This is a genomic window from Pseudomonas sp. SDO524_S393, assembly GCF_054071875.1.
Genome location: NZ_JBSVVZ010000051.1, coordinates 18,777 through 35,507, shown reverse-complemented (window position 1 = coordinate 35,507; position 16,731 = coordinate 18,777). Strand labels below are relative to the sequence as shown.

At 63.9% G+C, this 16,731-nt stretch carries 14 protein-coding genes; 2 read left to right on the top strand and 12 right to left on the bottom strand.

Annotation, left to right across the window (positions count from 1 at the left end; all coding sequences use genetic code 11):
- Window positions 1-21: 21 nt before the first annotated feature.
- From ACW9IB_RS20785 to ACW9IB_RS20775, 3 genes are all read right to left on the bottom strand, one after another.
- Window positions 22-1,728, bottom strand: a complete 1,707-nt coding sequence (locus tag ACW9IB_RS20785) for a putative 2-aminoethylphosphonate ABC transporter permease subunit (RefSeq protein WP_457415296.1) — start codon at window positions 1,726-1,728, stop codon at window positions 22-24.
- Between the two features lies 1 nt (window position 1,729).
- A complete protein-coding gene (locus tag ACW9IB_RS20780; RefSeq protein WP_457368435.1) occupies window positions 1,730-2,794 on the bottom strand; it encodes a putative 2-aminoethylphosphonate ABC transporter ATP-binding protein in 1,065 nt (354 codons plus the stop codon).
- Between the two features lie 110 nt (window positions 2,795-2,904).
- Window positions 2,905-3,780, bottom strand: coding sequence for a LysR family transcriptional regulator (locus tag ACW9IB_RS20775; protein WP_457415295.1), 876 nt, complete (start codon window positions 3,778-3,780; stop codon window positions 2,905-2,907).
- Between the two features lie 118 nt (window positions 3,781-3,898).
- On the opposite strand from ACW9IB_RS20775, the gene ACW9IB_RS20770 reads away from it, so the two are divergent.
- Window positions 3,899-5,317 carry an MFS transporter gene (locus tag ACW9IB_RS20770; RefSeq protein ID WP_457415294.1) on the top strand — a complete coding sequence of 473 codons (1,419 nt, stop codon included), beginning with the start codon at window positions 3,899-3,901 and terminating at the stop codon, window positions 5,315-5,317.
- A gap of 6 nt (window positions 5,318-5,323) precedes the next feature.
- Here ACW9IB_RS20770 and ACW9IB_RS20765 read toward each other — a convergent pair whose 3' ends face one another.
- Window positions 5,324-6,187, bottom strand: coding sequence for a LysR family transcriptional regulator (locus tag ACW9IB_RS20765; RefSeq protein WP_457368438.1), 864 nt, complete (start codon window positions 6,185-6,187; stop codon window positions 5,324-5,326).
- Window positions 6,188-6,203: 16 nt separating this feature from the next.
- Window positions 6,204-8,456, bottom strand: a complete 2,253-nt coding sequence (locus ACW9IB_RS20760; RefSeq protein WP_457415291.1) for a heavy metal translocating P-type ATPase — start codon at window positions 8,454-8,456, stop codon at window positions 6,204-6,206.
- A gap of 85 nt (window positions 8,457-8,541) precedes the next feature.
- Here ACW9IB_RS20760 and cadR point away from each other — a divergent pair, with 85 nt between their 5' ends.
- Window positions 8,542-8,982, top strand: coding sequence for a Cd(II)/Pb(II)-responsive transcriptional regulator (cadR, locus tag ACW9IB_RS20755; RefSeq protein ID WP_457368440.1), 441 nt, complete (start codon window positions 8,542-8,544; stop codon window positions 8,980-8,982).
- A gap of 183 nt (window positions 8,983-9,165) precedes the next feature.
- Here cadR and ACW9IB_RS20750 read toward each other — a convergent pair whose 3' ends face one another.
- The 7 genes from ACW9IB_RS20750 to ACW9IB_RS20720 form a co-directional block, all read right to left on the bottom strand.
- Window positions 9,166-10,686, bottom strand: coding sequence for an aldehyde dehydrogenase (NADP(+)) (locus tag ACW9IB_RS20750; protein WP_457415288.1), 1,521 nt, complete (start codon window positions 10,684-10,686; stop codon window positions 9,166-9,168).
- A gap of 25 nt (window positions 10,687-10,711) precedes the next feature.
- Complete coding sequence (locus tag ACW9IB_RS20745; protein WP_457368442.1) at window positions 10,712-11,710, bottom strand: ABC transporter permease; 999 nt, start codon at window positions 11,708-11,710, stop codon at window positions 10,712-10,714.
- Window positions 11,711-11,736: 26 nt separating this feature from the next.
- Window positions 11,737-13,245 carry a sugar ABC transporter ATP-binding protein gene (locus tag ACW9IB_RS20740; RefSeq protein WP_457368443.1) on the bottom strand — a complete coding sequence of 503 codons (1,509 nt, stop codon included), beginning with the start codon at window positions 13,243-13,245 and terminating at the stop codon, window positions 11,737-11,739.
- Window positions 13,246-13,313: 68 nt separating this feature from the next.
- Window positions 13,314-14,402, bottom strand: a complete 1,089-nt coding sequence (locus tag ACW9IB_RS20735; RefSeq protein WP_457368444.1) for a sugar ABC transporter substrate-binding protein — start codon at window positions 14,400-14,402, stop codon at window positions 13,314-13,316.
- Between the two features lie 86 nt (window positions 14,403-14,488).
- A complete protein-coding gene (gene rpiA, locus ACW9IB_RS20730; RefSeq protein WP_457415285.1) occupies window positions 14,489-15,199 on the bottom strand; it encodes a ribose 5-phosphate isomerase A in 711 nt (236 codons plus the stop codon).
- A gap of 21 nt (window positions 15,200-15,220) precedes the next feature.
- Entirely contained in the window at window positions 15,221-16,060 is an 840-nt protein-coding gene (locus tag ACW9IB_RS20725; RefSeq protein WP_457415283.1) for a MurR/RpiR family transcriptional regulator, read from the bottom strand.
- Window positions 16,057-16,731, bottom strand: coding sequence for an HAD family hydrolase (locus ACW9IB_RS20720; RefSeq protein WP_457415280.1), 675 nt, complete (start codon window positions 16,729-16,731; stop codon window positions 16,057-16,059). Before ACW9IB_RS20720 ends, ACW9IB_RS20725 begins: the two co-directional genes overlap by 4 nt.

The following is a 16,731-nucleotide window of genomic DNA, read 5'->3' as shown; positions in this document are numbered from 1 at the left end:
AAGCACCTCCTTCAGGGATGTTTAGTGGCCGGGCGCGGTCTGGCGCCAGGCTTGAGAGCGGCGCAACGCGCCACGTGAGGCCCACGCCAGCAGCAGCGAGACGCCGACTGAGGTGAACAGAATCAAGGTCGACATGGCCGCCGCGCCGCCCACGTTGCCGGCGTCGTCCATGTTCAGCACGGCGACGGCGGCGAGGATGGTGTCGGGGCTGTAGAGAAAGATCGCGGCCGACACGGTGGTCATCGCCGACACGAACAGGTAGCGCACGATGTCCAGCAACGCCGGCAGGCAAATCGGCACGGTCACGCGCAGGTAATGGCGGTACAGCGGCGCCTTGAGGGACAGCGCGGCGGCTTCGAATTCGGCGTCCAGCTGGCGCAACGCCGTGGTGGCCGTCATCTGCGCAGTGGTCAGGTAGTGCGCAATGGTGCACACCACCAACAGAGCCATGGTCCCGTAGAACACATGCAGCGGGTTGCCCGACAGGTTGAAAAAGAACACGTAGCCCAAGCCCAGCACCAGGCCGGGCACGGCCATCGGCACGAAGCTGAGCAAGCGCAACGCCAGGTTCAGGCCCTTCTGATCGCGGGTCTTTTCCATCAGGTAGGCGCCGGTGAAGATCAGCACGCTGCCGATCAATGCCGTGCACAGCGCCAGGGTCAGGCTGTTGCGATAGGCCAGCCAGCCACCGCCGGCGGTGTCTTCGAACTGGTAGTGGTTGAGCGACAGCGACAGGTTGTACGGCCAGAATTTGACCAGCGACGAATACACCGCCATGCCGAACACCAGCAGCAACGCGGCGCAGATCAACAGCACCAGCGCCAGATAGCAGGCGTCTCGGGTGCGCGACGGCGTCGGCTGGAAAACCTGGACGCGCCCGCTCATCGAATCACCGTGACGACGACGCAGCCACGCATCCATGCCGAAGCTGAACAGCGCCGGCAGCAGCAACACCATGCCGATCAATGCGCCGCGCCCGAACTGCTGCTGGCCGACCACGGCTTTGTAGGCTTCCAGCGCCAGCACCTGGTAATCGCCGCCGACCACCACGGGCACGCCAAAGTCAGTGATGGTCAGGGTAAACACCAGGCAAAACGCGGCGAACACCGCCTGGCGCGTGGCCGGCCAGGTGATGCTGCGAAACGCCCGGGCCGGGCTTGCGCCCATGCTGGAGGCTGCATCGAACAACCGCGCATCGGCCAGGGACAGCGCCGACAGCAAAATCATCAAGGCGTGTGGGAAGGTGTAGATCACCTCACCGAGCACAATGCCCCAGAAGCCGTAGATATTCTCCGAGAGCAGGCCACGCAACAGGCCCTGATTGCCGAACAGGTACACCAGCGCGATACCCGGCAACATCGACGGCGCCATCAGCGGCAGCAATGACAGGCCACGCCAGATCGCCTTGCCGGGGATCAGCGTACGTTGCAGGGCGTAGGCAAACAGGTAGGCCAGGGGTACGACGATGGCCGCCACGCTGAGGGAAACCTTCAGGCTGTTACCCAGCAGCCAGTGGAAATTGTCGCTCGCGATCAGTTCCCGCGCGGCGACAAGACCACCGCCCTGTCCGGCCTCACTGCTGAAGCCGCGCCAGAAGATCGCCAGCAACGGCAGCAACACCGCCACACCCAACAGCACCAACCACACAAGCTTGCCGCCGACGACGAACAGACGGTCGCCGACTTCGGCACGGGACACCTGACGCGGCAAAGTCATGACCGCCGCCATCTCAGGCAAACACCTGCAGGCTGCGCGGCGGCAGGGCCACCCAGATATCCTGGGCGCCCAGGCGCGGCATGGCTTCGGGCGCCAGTTCGGCCAGCAGCGGATGACCAGGCAGTTGTGCCAGCTCGAAACTCATGCGGCAACGGTTGCCAAGGAAAGTGATCTCGCGGATTTTGGCCGGGAACAGGTTTTCTTCATGCACCGGCGGGTTGACGCTGATCGCCTCCGGGCGGCAGAACAGACGCCCGGACGCGGCCTGGCCGGCATCGTCGGCCAGGCGCATGTTCATCCCGCCGACCTGGGCGTGGCTGGCACTGTTGCGGCTGAACGGCAGCCAGTTGCCCTGGCCGACGAACTCGGCCACGAACGGTGTGGCCGGGCGGTCGTAAATCTCTTGGGGGGTGGCGTATTGCTCGACCTTGCCGTTGTTCATCACGGCGATGCGGTCGGCCATCAACATGGCTTCGTCCTGGTTGTGGGTGACCATCAGCGTGGTGATGCCCAGGCGCCGTTGCAGTTGACGCAACTCGGTGCACAGATGCTCGCGCACGCGGGCATCGAGGGCCGACATCGGCTCGTCCAACAGTAACAGCGAGGGTGCCGGCGCCAGCGCCCGGGCAAGGGCCACGCGTTGCTGCTGACCGCCGGAAAGCTGGCCGGGGTATTTCTTTTCACTGCCGACCAGGCCCACCAGTTCGAGCATCTGGCCAACGCGCTGGCGCACTTCATCACGTCCGCTGCCGGTGAGGCCGTAGCCGATATTCGCTTCAACGGTGAGGTTGGGAAACAGCGCGTAGGACTGGAACAGAATGCCGTAGTCCCGCGCCTGCGGTGCCAGTCGGGAAACATCCCGGCTGCCCAGGTAAAGCTCGCCGCTGTCCTGGCGCTCAAGGCCGGCGATGCAACGCAACAAGGTGGTCTTGCCACAGCCGGACGGCCCCAGCAGACACACCAGCTCACCGGCGGCGACGTCCAGGGACACGTTGTCCAGCGCGGTAAAGGCGCCGAAGCGTTTCTGGATACCGCGCACCTTCATCGGTGCGCCGGGTTGGCTCAGGGCTGTGTTCATGCAAGGCACCTCATCGAACGGATGAAGGCCATGCTAGGCAGGCAATGCGTCCCCCTTGTGGCAGAAAGGCAAAAGGGAGTGATAGTGGTATTGGTGAATTTGGGTAGGGTTTATCCCGCCGGCGCGTCGGCGCCGTCGCCACCAATCATCTCGGCGGCCAGGTCGGCCAGGGCCCGCAGCCGGTCCATCTGGCGCATGTCCTGGTGATAGCCCATCCAGATATCACGCCCCGGCGGCGCTTCACCCACGTCCAGGCGCCGCAGCAAAGGCGACTGGTCGCCCAACGCTCGCGGCAACACCGCCACGCCCAGCCCCAGCGCACACATCCGCGCCTGTGCGGTACGGCTGCTGCTGGTGAAGCGGGTTTTTGCGCGGGGGTAGCGTTTTTGCAGCCACAGCACATCGGGGTAATGGGACTGCGCGGTGTTCATCAGGATCAGCCCCAGCCCCTCACCCTCCGGGCCCGGGGAAAAATCCGCGTGAGCCGCGACATAAAGCCCGTAGGGCATGGTCGTCAATCGACGCTGCACAATGTCAGGCTCGGTGAACGGCACGATCCTGAAGGCAATGTCGGCGTCGCGCCGCGCCAGGTCGAACAGCCGGTGCGCGGCGATCACTTCCGGGACGATCAGCGGATAACGGCGCAGCAACTCGCCCAACACCGGCGCCAGGACATAACCGGCGAACCAATCCGCCGACGAGATCCGCAACAAGCCTTCGGGCTGATGGCCACCGCCGGCGATACGCCGCTCGATGGCCAGGGCGCTGCGTTCCATTTCCTGCGCCAGGAACAGAATGCTCTCACCCGCCGCCGTCAGCACAAGCCCTTGGCTGGTACGCCGGAAAAACACCTGCCCATTGAGCTGCTCCAGCGCCTGCAAACGCCGCCCGACGGTGGGATGGCTCACTCCCAGTTGCTTGGCCGCCGCGCCCAGCGAACCACTGCGGGCGATCGCCAGAAACACGCGCAAGTCATTCCATTCCATGCCGATGCCCGTACAAATATGAACAGCGAAGATGCAGCAATGGCAGTCCCGTCGCAAGCCCGGGGTCCTCAGAATAGGTTCGCATTCGGAACCCTTCGGTTCCCTTTGGAGACAACCCATGCTTCAAGTCGCTGTCGCTTCAACCGACACACGCCGCTGGGCGATGTTTGCCGTGCTGCTGGTGGGCGCCTTTCTGCCGCCGCTGGACTTCTTCATCGTCAACGTGGCCCTGCCCTCGATCCAGACGGACCTGGGCGCCTCGTCCTCGGCCGAGCAACTGGTGATTTCCGCGTATGCCGCGCTGTATGCGGTGACGCTGATCACCGGTGGTCGGCTCGGGGATCTGTTCGGTCGTGGCCGAGTGTTTCTCGCCGGGCTGATCGGTTTTGCCGCCGCCTCCACGCTGTGCGGCCTGGCCTGGTCGCCCTGGGCACTGGTGGCTGGGCGCGCGCTGCAAGGCATCACGGCTGCGGTGATGGCGCCGCAGGCACTCGCCGCGGTGCATGTGCTGTTTCACGACACACAAAAGCCCTTCGCACTCAGCCTGTACGGCGCGGTATTCGGCCTGGCGGCGGTGGTCGGCCAGGCGCTGGGGGGCATCCTGATTTCACAGGACGTTCTCGGGCTGGGCTGGCGTGCGATCTTTCTGGTCAACCTGCCGGTGGCGCTGCTGGTGCTATTGCTGGGGGTTCCCCTGCTCAAAGACCTGCGCGTACAACACGCCAACAAGCTGGACCTGGGCGGCATGGCCCTGTCGATGCTGACCCTGGGCGCGTTGATCGTGCCGTTGATCGAGGGGCGCGAGGCCGGTTGGCCCTGGTGGTCCTGGCTGTCGCTGATCGCGGTGCCGCTGCTGCTGCGCGGGTTCTGGCGATATGAATCGCGATTGGCCCGGACCGGCGGCGCACCGCTGCTGGATCCCGCCGCACTGCGCGCCCCGGGGCTGGGCCGCGCGCTGCTGGTGGCGCTGACGCTGTACGCCATTGGCGTGTTCTTTTTGCTGTTCTCGATTTACCTGCAAGGCGCCCTGCACGTCAGCGCCCTGGATGCCGGGCTGGTGTTCCTGCCGTTTGGTGCGGGTTTCTTGCTCGGGCCGCTGTCGACACCCGTGGCTTTGCGCCTGCTGGGCGAATACGTGAATGGCATCGGCATGTGCCTGGAAGTCCTCGGGCTGGTCATCCTGGCCTGGTTGATCGCAGGCACACCGACCGGCGCGCACCTGCACCCGGTGGCACTGGGCGCGGTGCTGTTCACCGTCGGTTTCGGCCAGGGCCTGGCGCTGCCGACCGTGATGCGCATGATCACGGGCCGCGTCGCCCCGGCGTTTTCCGGCATGATCGCAGGCATCGCCAGCTCCGCGCTGCAAATCAGCACCTCGCTCAGCGTCGCGGTGATCGGCGGCGTGTTCTACACGCTGGTGGGCGGGAGTACGGAGCCGGCGGCCATCAGCCACGCGTTCATCGTCTCGTGCTTGTGCATCGCGGGCTTTCTGACGGTGGGCGCGCTGTTGAGTTTCAGCCTGGCCCGGCGCACCTGATCGGGTTCAGAGCGGCGACATTTCCTGGGCCAACCCCAGGAACGCCGCCGGCAAGCGCGCGCCTTTGCGCTCCTTGAGGCAGTAGAGGTATTCCGGAATCTGCGGCGCATTTTCGATGGTCAGCACGCGCAATTGCGGGTCATGGGGCACTTCCTGGCGGGCAATGATGCTGATGCCGATGTTGCGCAGCACCGCCTCGCGAATCGACTCCCGGCTGCCGATTTCCAGCAGCGGGCCGTGGCTCACGCCGGCGCCTTGCAGCAATGCTTCGGTCAGCCGTCGCGTGGTGGAGCCGGCCTCGCGCATCAACAGCGTGTGGCCGGCGAGCGCGGTCAACGGCACATGCTCGAGTGTGGCCAGGGGATGGTTGCGGTGTACCGCCAGCACCAGCGGGTCGGTGCCCAGCACGCGGCGGATCAGGCGCGGATCTTCGAGCAACTGGGACGATGCAGCGACGTCGACACGGTAGTCGTCCAACGCCTCCAGCACCTGCTGGGAGTTGCCGATTTCCACCGACACCTCCACCTGCGGCAGACGCTCGCGAAAGGCTTTGACCAGATCGAGGATGTAGTACGGCGCCGTCGCGGCAATCCTCAATGCGCCCTGGACCTGGCCGGTGTTGCGCAGGAAAAACTCGATGTCCGCTTCTTGCTGCAACAGCGCCTTGACCATCGGCAGCAGGCGCGCGCCGTCGTCGCTGACGGTGAGGCGGCGGCCGCCCCGGTAGAACAATTCGACGCCGTACTGGCTTTCCAGGTTGCGAATCTGAGTGGTGACCGTGGGCTGGCTGAGGCCGAGTTTTTTCGCCGCCTGGGTAATGCTGCCCAGGCGGGCGACCCTGTAAAACGCCTTCAGTTCGGCACTCAGCACATCACCCTCTCATCGACTATTTGCGCAACAGGCGCAGGCCATTGAATACCACCAGCAGGGCCACGCCCATGTCGGCGAACACCGCCATCCACATGGTGGCCATGCCCAGGAACGTCACCACCAGGAAGATCGCCTTGATCACCAGCGCCAAGGTGATGTTCTGCTTGAGGATACTCGACGTTTGCCGCGACAACCGAATGAAAGCCGGAATCTTGCGCAAATCGTCGTCCATCAGCGCCACATCGGCGGTCTCGATGGCGGTGTCGGTGCCGGCTGCCGCCATGGCAAAACCGATCTCGGCGCGGGCCAGGGCCGGGGCGTCGTTGATGCCGTCGCCGACCATGCCCACGCGGCGCCCTTGCCCGTAGAGGGTTTCGATGGCTTGCAGCTTGTCGGTGGGCAACAGGTCGCCTTGGGCCTGGTCGATACCGACCTGGGCCGCAATGGCCTGGGCGGTGTGGGTATTGTCACCGGTCAGCATCAAGGTCTTGATGCCCAGCGCGTGCAACTGCTGGATGGCTTCACGGCTGCTGTCCTTGACCGTGTCGGCCACGGCGAACAGCGCCAGCGGGCCGGACTTGTCGAGCAGCAACACCACGGACTTGCCTTGTTTTTCCAGGGCGAAAAGTTTTTCTTCCAGGGCTGGCGAGCACAGGCCCAGGTCTTCCACCAGGCGATGGTTGCCCAAGTGGTAGGTTTCGCCGTTGATATCGCCGCGCACGCCACGCCCGGCCAGGGCCGCGAAGTTATCCACAATGTGGGTCGGCAGGTTTTTATCCACAGCAGCAGCGGCGATGGCCAGCGACACCGGGTGATCGGAGCGCCCGGCCAGGCTGGCGGCCAGGGCCGGCGCACTGTCTTCGAGATTCGGAAACAGCGCCAGGTAGTCGGTTTGCACCGGCTTGCCATGGGTGATGGTGCCGGTCTTGTCGAGCGCCAGATAGTCGAGTTTGTACCCGCCTTCCAGGTACACACCGCCCTTGATCAGGATGCCTTTGCGCGCCGCCGCCGCCAGCCCGCTGACAATGGTCACCGGGGTGGAAATCACCAGCGCGCAGGGGCATGCCACCACCAGCAGCACCAGCGCGCGGTAGATCCAGTCGAACCAGGCGCCAGCCATGAACAGTGGTGGAACCAACGCCACGCCCAGGGCGAACAGGAATACCGCCGGGGTGTAGACCTTCGAGAAACTGTCGACGAAGCGCTGGGTCGGCGCCCGCGCGCCCTGGGCCTGCTCCACCGCGTGAATGATCCGCGCCAGGGTCGAATTGTTGGCCGCCGCCGTGACCTTGAATTCCAGGGAGCCGGCCTGATTGATGGTGCCCGCGAAGACTTTATCGCCCACGGTCTTTTCGACCGGCAGGCTCTCACCGGTGATCGGCGCCTGATCGATCGTGGATTGGCCGGCAGTGACCTCACCGTCCAGGCCGATACGCTCACCGGGCTTTACCCGCACGATGGCACCCATTTCGATGTTTTTGACGCCCTGTTCAATCCAGGATCCGTCGGCCTGCTGCACGGTGGCCTGCTCCGGCGTCATCTGCATCAAACCGCTGATGGCATTGCGCGCACGGTCCAGGGACTTGGCTTCGATCAGTTCGGCCACGGTGAACAGAAACATCACCATCGCCGCTTCTGGCCATTGGCCGATCAACACCGCGCCGGTCACGGCGATGCTCATCAGCGCGTTGATGTTCAGGTTGAGGTTTTTCAGGGCGATCCAGCCCTTTTTATAGGTGGCGAGGCCGCCGCTGAGGATCGATACCAATGCCACCAGCGCAATCACCCAAGTGGGTGCGGCGTTGGTGAAGTGCAGTACTTCGGCACCCAGGGCGCCAACGCCGGACACCGCCAGCGGCCACCAGTGTTTCTTTGGCGTCGGTGCGGCGGCGGGCGCGCCTTCTTCGATAGGGTCGGCCTGCATCCCCAAGGATTTGATCGCGTCGATGATCGGCGCGGTGCTCGGCAAGTCATGGGTGACACCGAGGATGCGGTTGATCAGATTGAATTCCAGCTGCTGCACACCGGCGAGCTTGCCGAGTTTGTTCTGGATCAGCGTCTGCTCGGTGGGGCAGTCCATGGCTTCGATGCGAAAGGTGCTCAGCCGGGATCCGGCGGTCGGGGCTTCGCTCAGTTGTACCCATGCAGGCGCTGGCGTGCCGGAGCAGCAGGAACCGCCGTGGGCATGGGCGTGCACGGGGGTGAGTTTTTTGGGGCCATGATCGTGGTCATGATCATGCTTGTGCGGGGTGTGCAGGGAATCGCTCATTCTGTCGCGTCCGTAAAGGTGCCTGTTGCCAAGTAAAGACCCTGTAGCCACTATAGGGTCAAGCATCCATTTGGAGATTGCTGCAATGAAGATCGGCGAATTGGCGAAACTGACCGACTGTCAGGTGGAAACCATCCGTTACTACGAAAAGGAAGGCCTGTTGCCGCCCCCCGCGCGCACGGACGCCAACTACCGCGTGTACACCCAGGCGCACACCGAACGACTGATCTTCATCCGCAACTGCCGCAGCCTGGACATGACCCTGGAAGAAATCCGCAGCCTGCTCAGCCTGCGCGACAGCCCCCAGGATCAGTGTGAAAGCGTGAATGCGCTGATCGACGAACATATCCACCATGTAAAGGCGCGGATCGATGGGCTATTGGCCCTGCAAGACCAATTGCTGGACCTGCGCCAGCGCTGTGGTGGCGGGCCGGAGTGCGGGATTCTGCAGCGACTGGAAGTCAGTGGCAGCGTGGTCGCCAGCGAGGCCGAGCACTCCCATGTGGGCCGCAGCCACGGGCACTAGGCCAGATGGATGGCGCCTTACAGGCCGCCTTCGCAGCCTCGCTGAAGCTCGACAGCTCCCACAGGGGATTGGCAGCGACGAAGATCCCCTGTGGGAGCTGGCTTGCCTGCGAAGACGGCGGCAGAGTCGATAAAAAATTGCCTGGCCCACTGCTATCGCAGGCAAGCCAGCTCCCACAGTCATTTACTGTTGTTGCAGGTCCTCGGGTAACAGGGCCTCGGGGATGTTCTGGTAACTCACTGGCCGCAGGAACCGGCGGATCGCCAGGGTGCCCACCGAGGTGGCGCCGAAGTTGGTCGACGCCGGGTAGGGTCCGCCGTGCACCATGGCTTCGCTCACTTCCACACCGGTCGGGAAACCATTGGCGAGGATGCGCCCGGCCTTGCGCTCCAGGATCGGCAACAAGCGGCTGACCTCGGCGCTGTCAGCGGCATCCAGATGAATCGTGCAGGTCAGTTGACCTTCCAGCGAACGCGCGACTTCCAGCAGCTCGTCGCCATCCTTCACCGTCACCACCAGGCCCAGCGGGCCAAAGACTTCGTGACCCAGCGATGCATTGGCCAGCCATTCACGGCCCGTGGTGGCAAACAGATACGGCTTCGCCTGGCGCAGCTCACAGGTGTTGGACAGCACTTCGCGCACGCCCACGGCATTCGCCACGCGGTCACGCCCGTCACGGTAGGCAGCGGCAATGCCATCGGTCAGCATCACCTGGGCGCCGACCGGTTCCAGCGCGCTCACCGATGCCTCGATAAACCCATTGGCGGCCTCACCCTCAACCAGCACGGCCACCCCAGGGTTGGTGCAGAACTGTCCCGCGCCCAGGGTCAGCGAACCGGCCCAGCCCTTGGCGATCTCCTGACCCCGCGCCGCCACGGCGTGGGGCATCAGGAACATCGGGTTCACCGAGCCCAGCTCGCCAAAAAACGGAATCGGCTCGAAGCGCTTGGCGCACAGATCGAACAGCGCCCTGCCCGCGCCGAGCGAACCGGTAAAGCCCACCGCCTTGATCAACGGGTGTTGCACCAACCGCTGCCCCACTGCCCGCGAGCCGCCATGCACCAGACTGAAGACGCCAGGGTGCACGTCGCACGTCTGGATGGCCGCATGAATCGCTTCGGCCACAATCTCGCTGGTGCCCGGATGCGCTTCGTGCCCCTTCACCACCACCGGGCAACCGGCGGCCAGGGCCGAGGCCACGTCGCCGCCCGCCGTGGAAAACGCCAGCGGAAAGTTCGACGCGCCAAACACCGCCACCGGCCCGATGGGGCGCTGGATCAGGCGAATGTCCGGACGCGGCAACGGCTGGCGGTCCGGCAGCGGCACGTCGTGGCGACGGTCCAGGTAATCGCCCGCCAGGATATGCGAGGCGAACAAGCGCAACTGCCCCACCGTGCGCCCACGCTCACCTTGCAAGCGCCCCTCCGGCAGGCCGGTTTCCAGCGCGCCGACGGTGGTGATGATCGCCGCCCGCGCTTCGATTTCATCGGCGATAGCGTTCAATAACGCAGCCCGCGCTTCCCGGTTCGAATAACCGAAACTCCAGAACGCCGCTTCGGCGGCCTCGCAGGCGCGGTTGACCAGTTCGACGCTGCCCGCCGAAAACCATTGGGCCGGGCCCTGGGTCGGCGCATTGGAAAAGCTGCTGTCGCCAGCGACCCATTCGCCTGCAATAAGGTGTTTGCCGTGGGGAGTGAAAGACATGGGCAGTTCCCGAAGTTGAAGTGGATTAACCGAAATAACGCACGCGGATGGCGTCGATGGCCACCGCGATGAAGATCATCACGCCGCCGATCATGCCGACATAAAACGACGGCACATTCACGATTGCCAGGCCGACCTGAATCACGGTCAGCAACAGGACACCGCCCAGCACGCCTTTCACGTTGCCGCGTCCGCCAAACACGCTGACGCCACCGATGATCGGCGCGGCAATCGCGTACAGCAGGTAACTGGAACCCTGGCTCGAGGTGATCGCCATCTGCCAGGAGGCCAGCAGAAAACCGGCCAGCGCCGCGAGAAAACCGGAAATGGTGTAGGTGATGATCTTCACCCGGTCCACGCGGATACCCGCCGAGTTCGACGCAATCGGGTTGCCGCCCACCGCGTAGATCGAACGCCCCAGCACCGTGCGCCGCAGCACCACGCCCATCACCACCAGGGCGATCAGGAACACCACCGGCATCAGTGGCCAACCGCCCAGCGTCACCTGGCCGATCCAGATGTAGCCGTCAGACATGTTGGTCAGCGTGGTGCCCTGGGTCAGCGCCAGCAGCGCGCCTTGCAGGATGATCATCATCGCCAGGGTTTCGATCAGCGACACCATCTTCAGACGCGTGATGCACAGCCCGTTGAAGAAGCCGATCAAAGTGCCCACCAGCAAGCCGATGATCACCGCCAGGTACCAAGGCAGGCCCCAGTCGGAATAGGCCAGCACGCCGACCGCCGACGAGAACCCGGCATTGGCTGGAATCGACAGGTCGATCTCCGCCACCAGCAGCGGCAACGCCACCGCCAACCCCAGGGTGCCCAGCACCGTGGCCTGCACCATCACGTTCTGCAGGTTGAACAGGGTGAAGAAAAACTCGTTGAAGGTGCCGAACAGCGCCACCAGTGCGATCAACCAGATCCACACCACGTTGTGCAGCACCCAACCCAGCACTGCCGGGCCGTTGATTCTGCTCGCGGCAGGCGACGCCCCGTTACCGGGCTTCACTAACGTACTCATACCCGTGTCTCCACTCTTTTTCTTATTCAACTGCTGGATCCTTGTACCGATGCGCGGATGCGCTCGACGGAGATGTCCGCCCCCGTCAATGTTTCCTTGATCGCGCCCTGGTCGAAAATGCACACCCGGTCCACCGCGCGCACCAGTTCATCGGTGTCGCTGGACACGATGATCACGGCCACGCCGGCATCGCTGAGTTCGTCGATGATGCGCAAGACGTCCTGCTTGACGCCCATGTCGATGCCCCGGGTCGGCTCGTCCACCATCAACAGGCGCGGCTGGGTGGCCAGCACCCGGCCCAGGCAGACTTTTTGCTGATTGCCGCCGCTGAGGGTGTTCACCGCGTAATCCGGGTTGGGCGACTTGACGCCCATGGCCGCAAAATAGTGGTCGATCACCGAGGCTTCGGCCTCGCTGTCGATAAAACCCAACCGGGTACGCACGCCCAGGGATGACATGGCGATATTGCTGCCGATCGACATTTGCCCCACCGCGCCGTCCTTGCGCCGGTCGTCGGAGAGGTACGCAATACCGGCCTCGAACGCCGCATTGGGCGAGCGCGGCAAAGGCCGCATGCCTTCGCCGCCGATGGACAGGGTGCCCAACGCCGGGTGCAGGCCGAAGATCGCCCGCGCCATCTCTTTCGCCCCGGCGCCCGGCAGGCCGGTAAAACCCACCACCTCACCCGGCGCGATATCCAGGCTGTCCAGCGCCAGCCACTTGCCGCGCACACCGCGCAGGGAAATCGCCGGCGCCTTGCCGCTGTGATCGCGGCGCTCGCGCTGGAACAGCTCCACGCCATGGCCGATCACCAGTTCGGTGAGTTGTTCGGAAGTCAGCCCGGTGATATCCGAGCGCGTGCCTGCCAGGCTGCCGTCGCGCAGCACCGTGACGGCGTCGCAGATTTCGAGGATCTCGTCGTTGTAGTGGGAGATGAAAATGAAGGTCACGCCCTCGCCTTTCAGGCGCAGCATGAAGTCGAACAACTGCCGGCGATCCACCACGGTCAGCGAAGCCGTCGGCTCGTCCAGAATGATGACCTTGCCCCCGGAAAACATCGCCCGCAGGATGTTCAGCTTGCGCCGCGCCACGGCGTCCAACTGCCCGGCCAGGGCCGTGGGGTCGATGCCGGAACCGTCGAGCATGCGTGCCGCGTCGGCGTTCAACTGCTTCCAGTCGACGAAGCCGTTGCGGGTCGGCCAGATACCCAGCATCAGGTTCTCGGCGGCGGTCAGGTTGCCGATGATCATCGGCTCCTGGGTTACCAGGAACACCCCGGCCTGCTCCATCGCCTTGACGTCCACCTGCTTGAGCGGTTGCCCGTTCATCAGGATCTGCCCGGAGGTCGGGATGACCTGGCCGGAGATGATCCCCACCAGCGTGGATTTGCCCGCGCCGTTTTCCCCCAGCAGCCCGTGAATGGAGCCGCGGCGGATCTGCGTGGACACACCGCGCAGGGCGCGGACCGGGCCGTAGCTTTTGGCGACGTTCTCGATGCTCAGGATCGTGTCGTCGGGCGTTGGGTGTAAGGTCATTTTATTGTTCTCACCATCACCTAGTCGGATAAACATCGCGCCAGCCTGTCACGCTGCGCGACGGACCATCACTTCGAGGGCACACCCCACACCTTCTCCGCGACGTAGCCCCAGTGGCGTTTGTCGTCGGCGTTTTCGGGGGTGATCATGAACGCCGGAATGATCAGCGCCGGGCCGGTCTTGCCCTGCACGATCTCGCCGGTTTCCCAGAAGTAATCCTTGTTCTGGTAGGTGCCCAGCGGCACGGCTTCGCCCTTGAGGGCGTGTTTGGTGATCATTTCCACGGCGATCTGGCCGTAGGCGACCGGGTCCTGGGACACGCAGCCGTCCATGTAGCCTTCCTTGATCCAGTCCAGCGCCACCGGCTCGCCGTCGATGTTGATAAAGATCACGTGGCCTTTCTCGCCGACTTTCTTCCAGCGGTCTTTCTGCTTCAGCGCGGCGGCGATGCCCCGTGAAGGCGAGTCCGACGGCGCGTGCACGGCGTCCAGGTCAGGGAATTCCGAGAGGGTCGACAGGGTGACCGACTGCATTTTGTCCAACTGGCCTTCGGTGGGGCGCGCGAGGTATTTGATCTCGGGGTATTTGGCGAACACCGAGTCCATGCCCTCTTTGCGCAGGCGCCAGGCCACCGAGGCCAAGGCACCGAAGCAGTTGAGCACGGTGCCTTTGGGGCTGCCGTATTTGGCCACCAGGCGTTTGACGATTTCTTCAGCGGCCATCACGCCGCCCTTGAAGTTGTCGAAGCTCACGGTGATCGCCACGTCGCCGCCGTCCGCCGGGGTGTCGATGATGCCTACCGGGATCTTGCGCTGGTTATAGCGCTTGATGGCCGAAACGATGGCCTGGCTGTCGATGGGGTCGGAGATGATCGCCGACGGCTGGGACAGCATCAGGCTTTGCCATTGGCCCAGCTGGGTGGTGGTGTCGAAGCTGGCGTTGGTCGCCTGGAACTTGCCGGCCAGGGCCTGCACGGCGCGCTTGACCGACTCTTCCTGAATCACGAAGAAGTAGTAGTCCAGACTCTTGTTGGAGTAGGCAATGGACAAGGGTGTCGCGGCAAACGCGCTGCGCCCGAGCATCGCGCCCAGTCCCAGGACAACACCGCCCGCCAGCACACTACGGCGGCTTACGTTGGATAGATCGACTTTTTTCATGGAAGTATCTCCGACTTATTATTGTAGGTTTAATACGCCTTTCGCCTTCTTTCACGCACCCAGCCTTGCTTGAAACCCGGATGCCGTCAGCGCATCCGTACGTAGGAACTCCCATCGAAACAGCCCACCACCATGCCCGCCGCTTCGCGGGTGAACAGGCCGTTTTCCACCACGCCGGGGATCCGGTTGAGTTCGATTTCCAGCGGCGCCGGGTGGGTGATCACCGGGCCGCAATGGCAATCGAGAATGAAGTTGCCGCTGTCGGTCACCACGGTCTCGCCGTTGCGTTCGCGGCGGATGATCCGCGCGTCGTTGATGCCGTGTTCGCCCAGCACGCGGCGCACCTGGCGCTCGGTCTGCTTCCAGCCGAACTGCACCACTTCCACCGGCAGCGGGAAGGCGCCAAGGCTGTCGACGATCTTGGTTTCGTCGGTCACGCAGATCATGCGTTTGGAGGCGTGGGCGACGATCTTTTCCCACAACAGGCAAGCGCCACCGCCCTTGATCATGTTGAAGTGGTGGTCGATCTCGTCCGGGCCGTCGACGGTCAGGTCGATTTCCCCGATCTCGTTGGGGTCGGTGATCTCGATGCCGACTTCCCGCGCCACATCGTTGGTGGAACGCGAGGTGGTGGTGCAGGTCAGTTTCAAGCCGTTGGCCACGTGCTTGCCCAGCTCACGTACGAAGAAATGCGAGGTGGTGCCGGAGCCCAGGCCCAGCTTCATGCCATCGCGCACGAACTCCTCGATCACCCGGCGGGCGGCGACCTTCTTGGCTTCGTTCTGTTGATTACTCATTACCTGCTCCACGGATCGGGGTTAAATTTTGTCGGTACGCCAGGAATCGAGGGCGGTCAGTTGATCGGGGAACTGACTGCCGCTGGCGATGGCGATCGCCGCCACCAGCATGTTGGTGACCAGGTGGTGGTTGAGCCGTGACGCCAATGGCGTCATCAACTCGGTGTGTTCGTAGGGCTTTACCGCGATCAGCACGTCGGAGACCTTGGCCAGCGGGCTGTCATCGGCGGCGATGGACACCACTTTGGCCCCGGCCTTGCGCGCGGCAATCGCCATGTCGACCATCTGCCGGGTGTGGCCCGACTGCGAGAAGATCAGCGCCACTTCATCGCTGCGCGCGCCTTCGGCGTGCATCTCCTGGCGCTTGCCACCGAGCAGGGCCTGGCAACGCATGCCCAGGCGCTGGAACTTGTGCTCGGCGTCCAGCGCGTTGACCACCGAAATGCCGGTGGCGTAGATGCCCACCCAGCTGGCGGCCTGCAACAGCCGCGCGGCTTCGGCGACGGTTTCGGGCTTGAGGTCTTCTTCCAAACGCTGGATCGCATTCAACGAATTGCGGCAGGTCTTGCGCACAATGTTGTCGATACTGTCATCGGGGATGATCTGCTCGTAGGCAAACGGCGCCGACGGCACCAGGCTCTGCACCAGGTGCAGTTTCAATTCCTGGTAACTCTCGAAGCCGAAGCGCCGGCAAAAACGCATCACCGTCGGATCGCTCACCGAACAGGTTTCCGAGAGTTTCGCCATGCTCATTTGCAGCACTTTCGAAGGCGAGGTGGAGACGAAATTCGCCACCCGGCGCTCGGCGCGGTGCATGTTCTTGCTTTCATCAATAATGCGTTGCAGCAAACTGTCGCTCATATCCGCTCCTTGGCGATTGGTGGGCTGCGTTGTAACAGATCAGCCAAACGGTTCAAGCGCTGCTCCGGGGAAATCTCCACCAGCGGGCCACCGCCCCACGGCACCACAAAAAACGCCACGCCGGCGGCGCGTGCGGTTTGCTGGTCGACGCGGGTGTCGCCCACATAAGCCCAGGTGTCATCCGCCAGCGCCATGGCCTCGGCGACCGCGAGCAAGTGACCGGGATCGGGCTTGCAGGCCGGCACCGCGTCGGCGCCGATGGCCGCATCGAACAAGTCCGCCAACCCCAATTGCGCCAGCACCTTGCCGGTGACCGCGTGGTTTTTGTTGGTGCAGATGCCCAGGCGAATCCCGGCCTCGCGCAGCGCCATCAGGTCTTCGCGCACATGGGGATAAAACCGCGTGCGCCCGGCCGGGTCATCCATGTAGGCGCGCAAATAACCTTCGAACGCCTGCTGCACCTGGGCTTCGTCATAGGCGATGCCGAGGTCTTCGAGGATGTCGACGATCAGGCGCCGAGGCCCGTTGCCAAGGAAGGTCTCCACATGATCCGGGTCGAGTTCGGGCCAGCCGTTCAGCATGAAGCCGACATTCAGGGCCTTCGCGATATCGGAAGCGCTGTCGATGAGCGTCCCGTCGAGATCGAAAATCAGCGCGTTGTAGACGGCCAT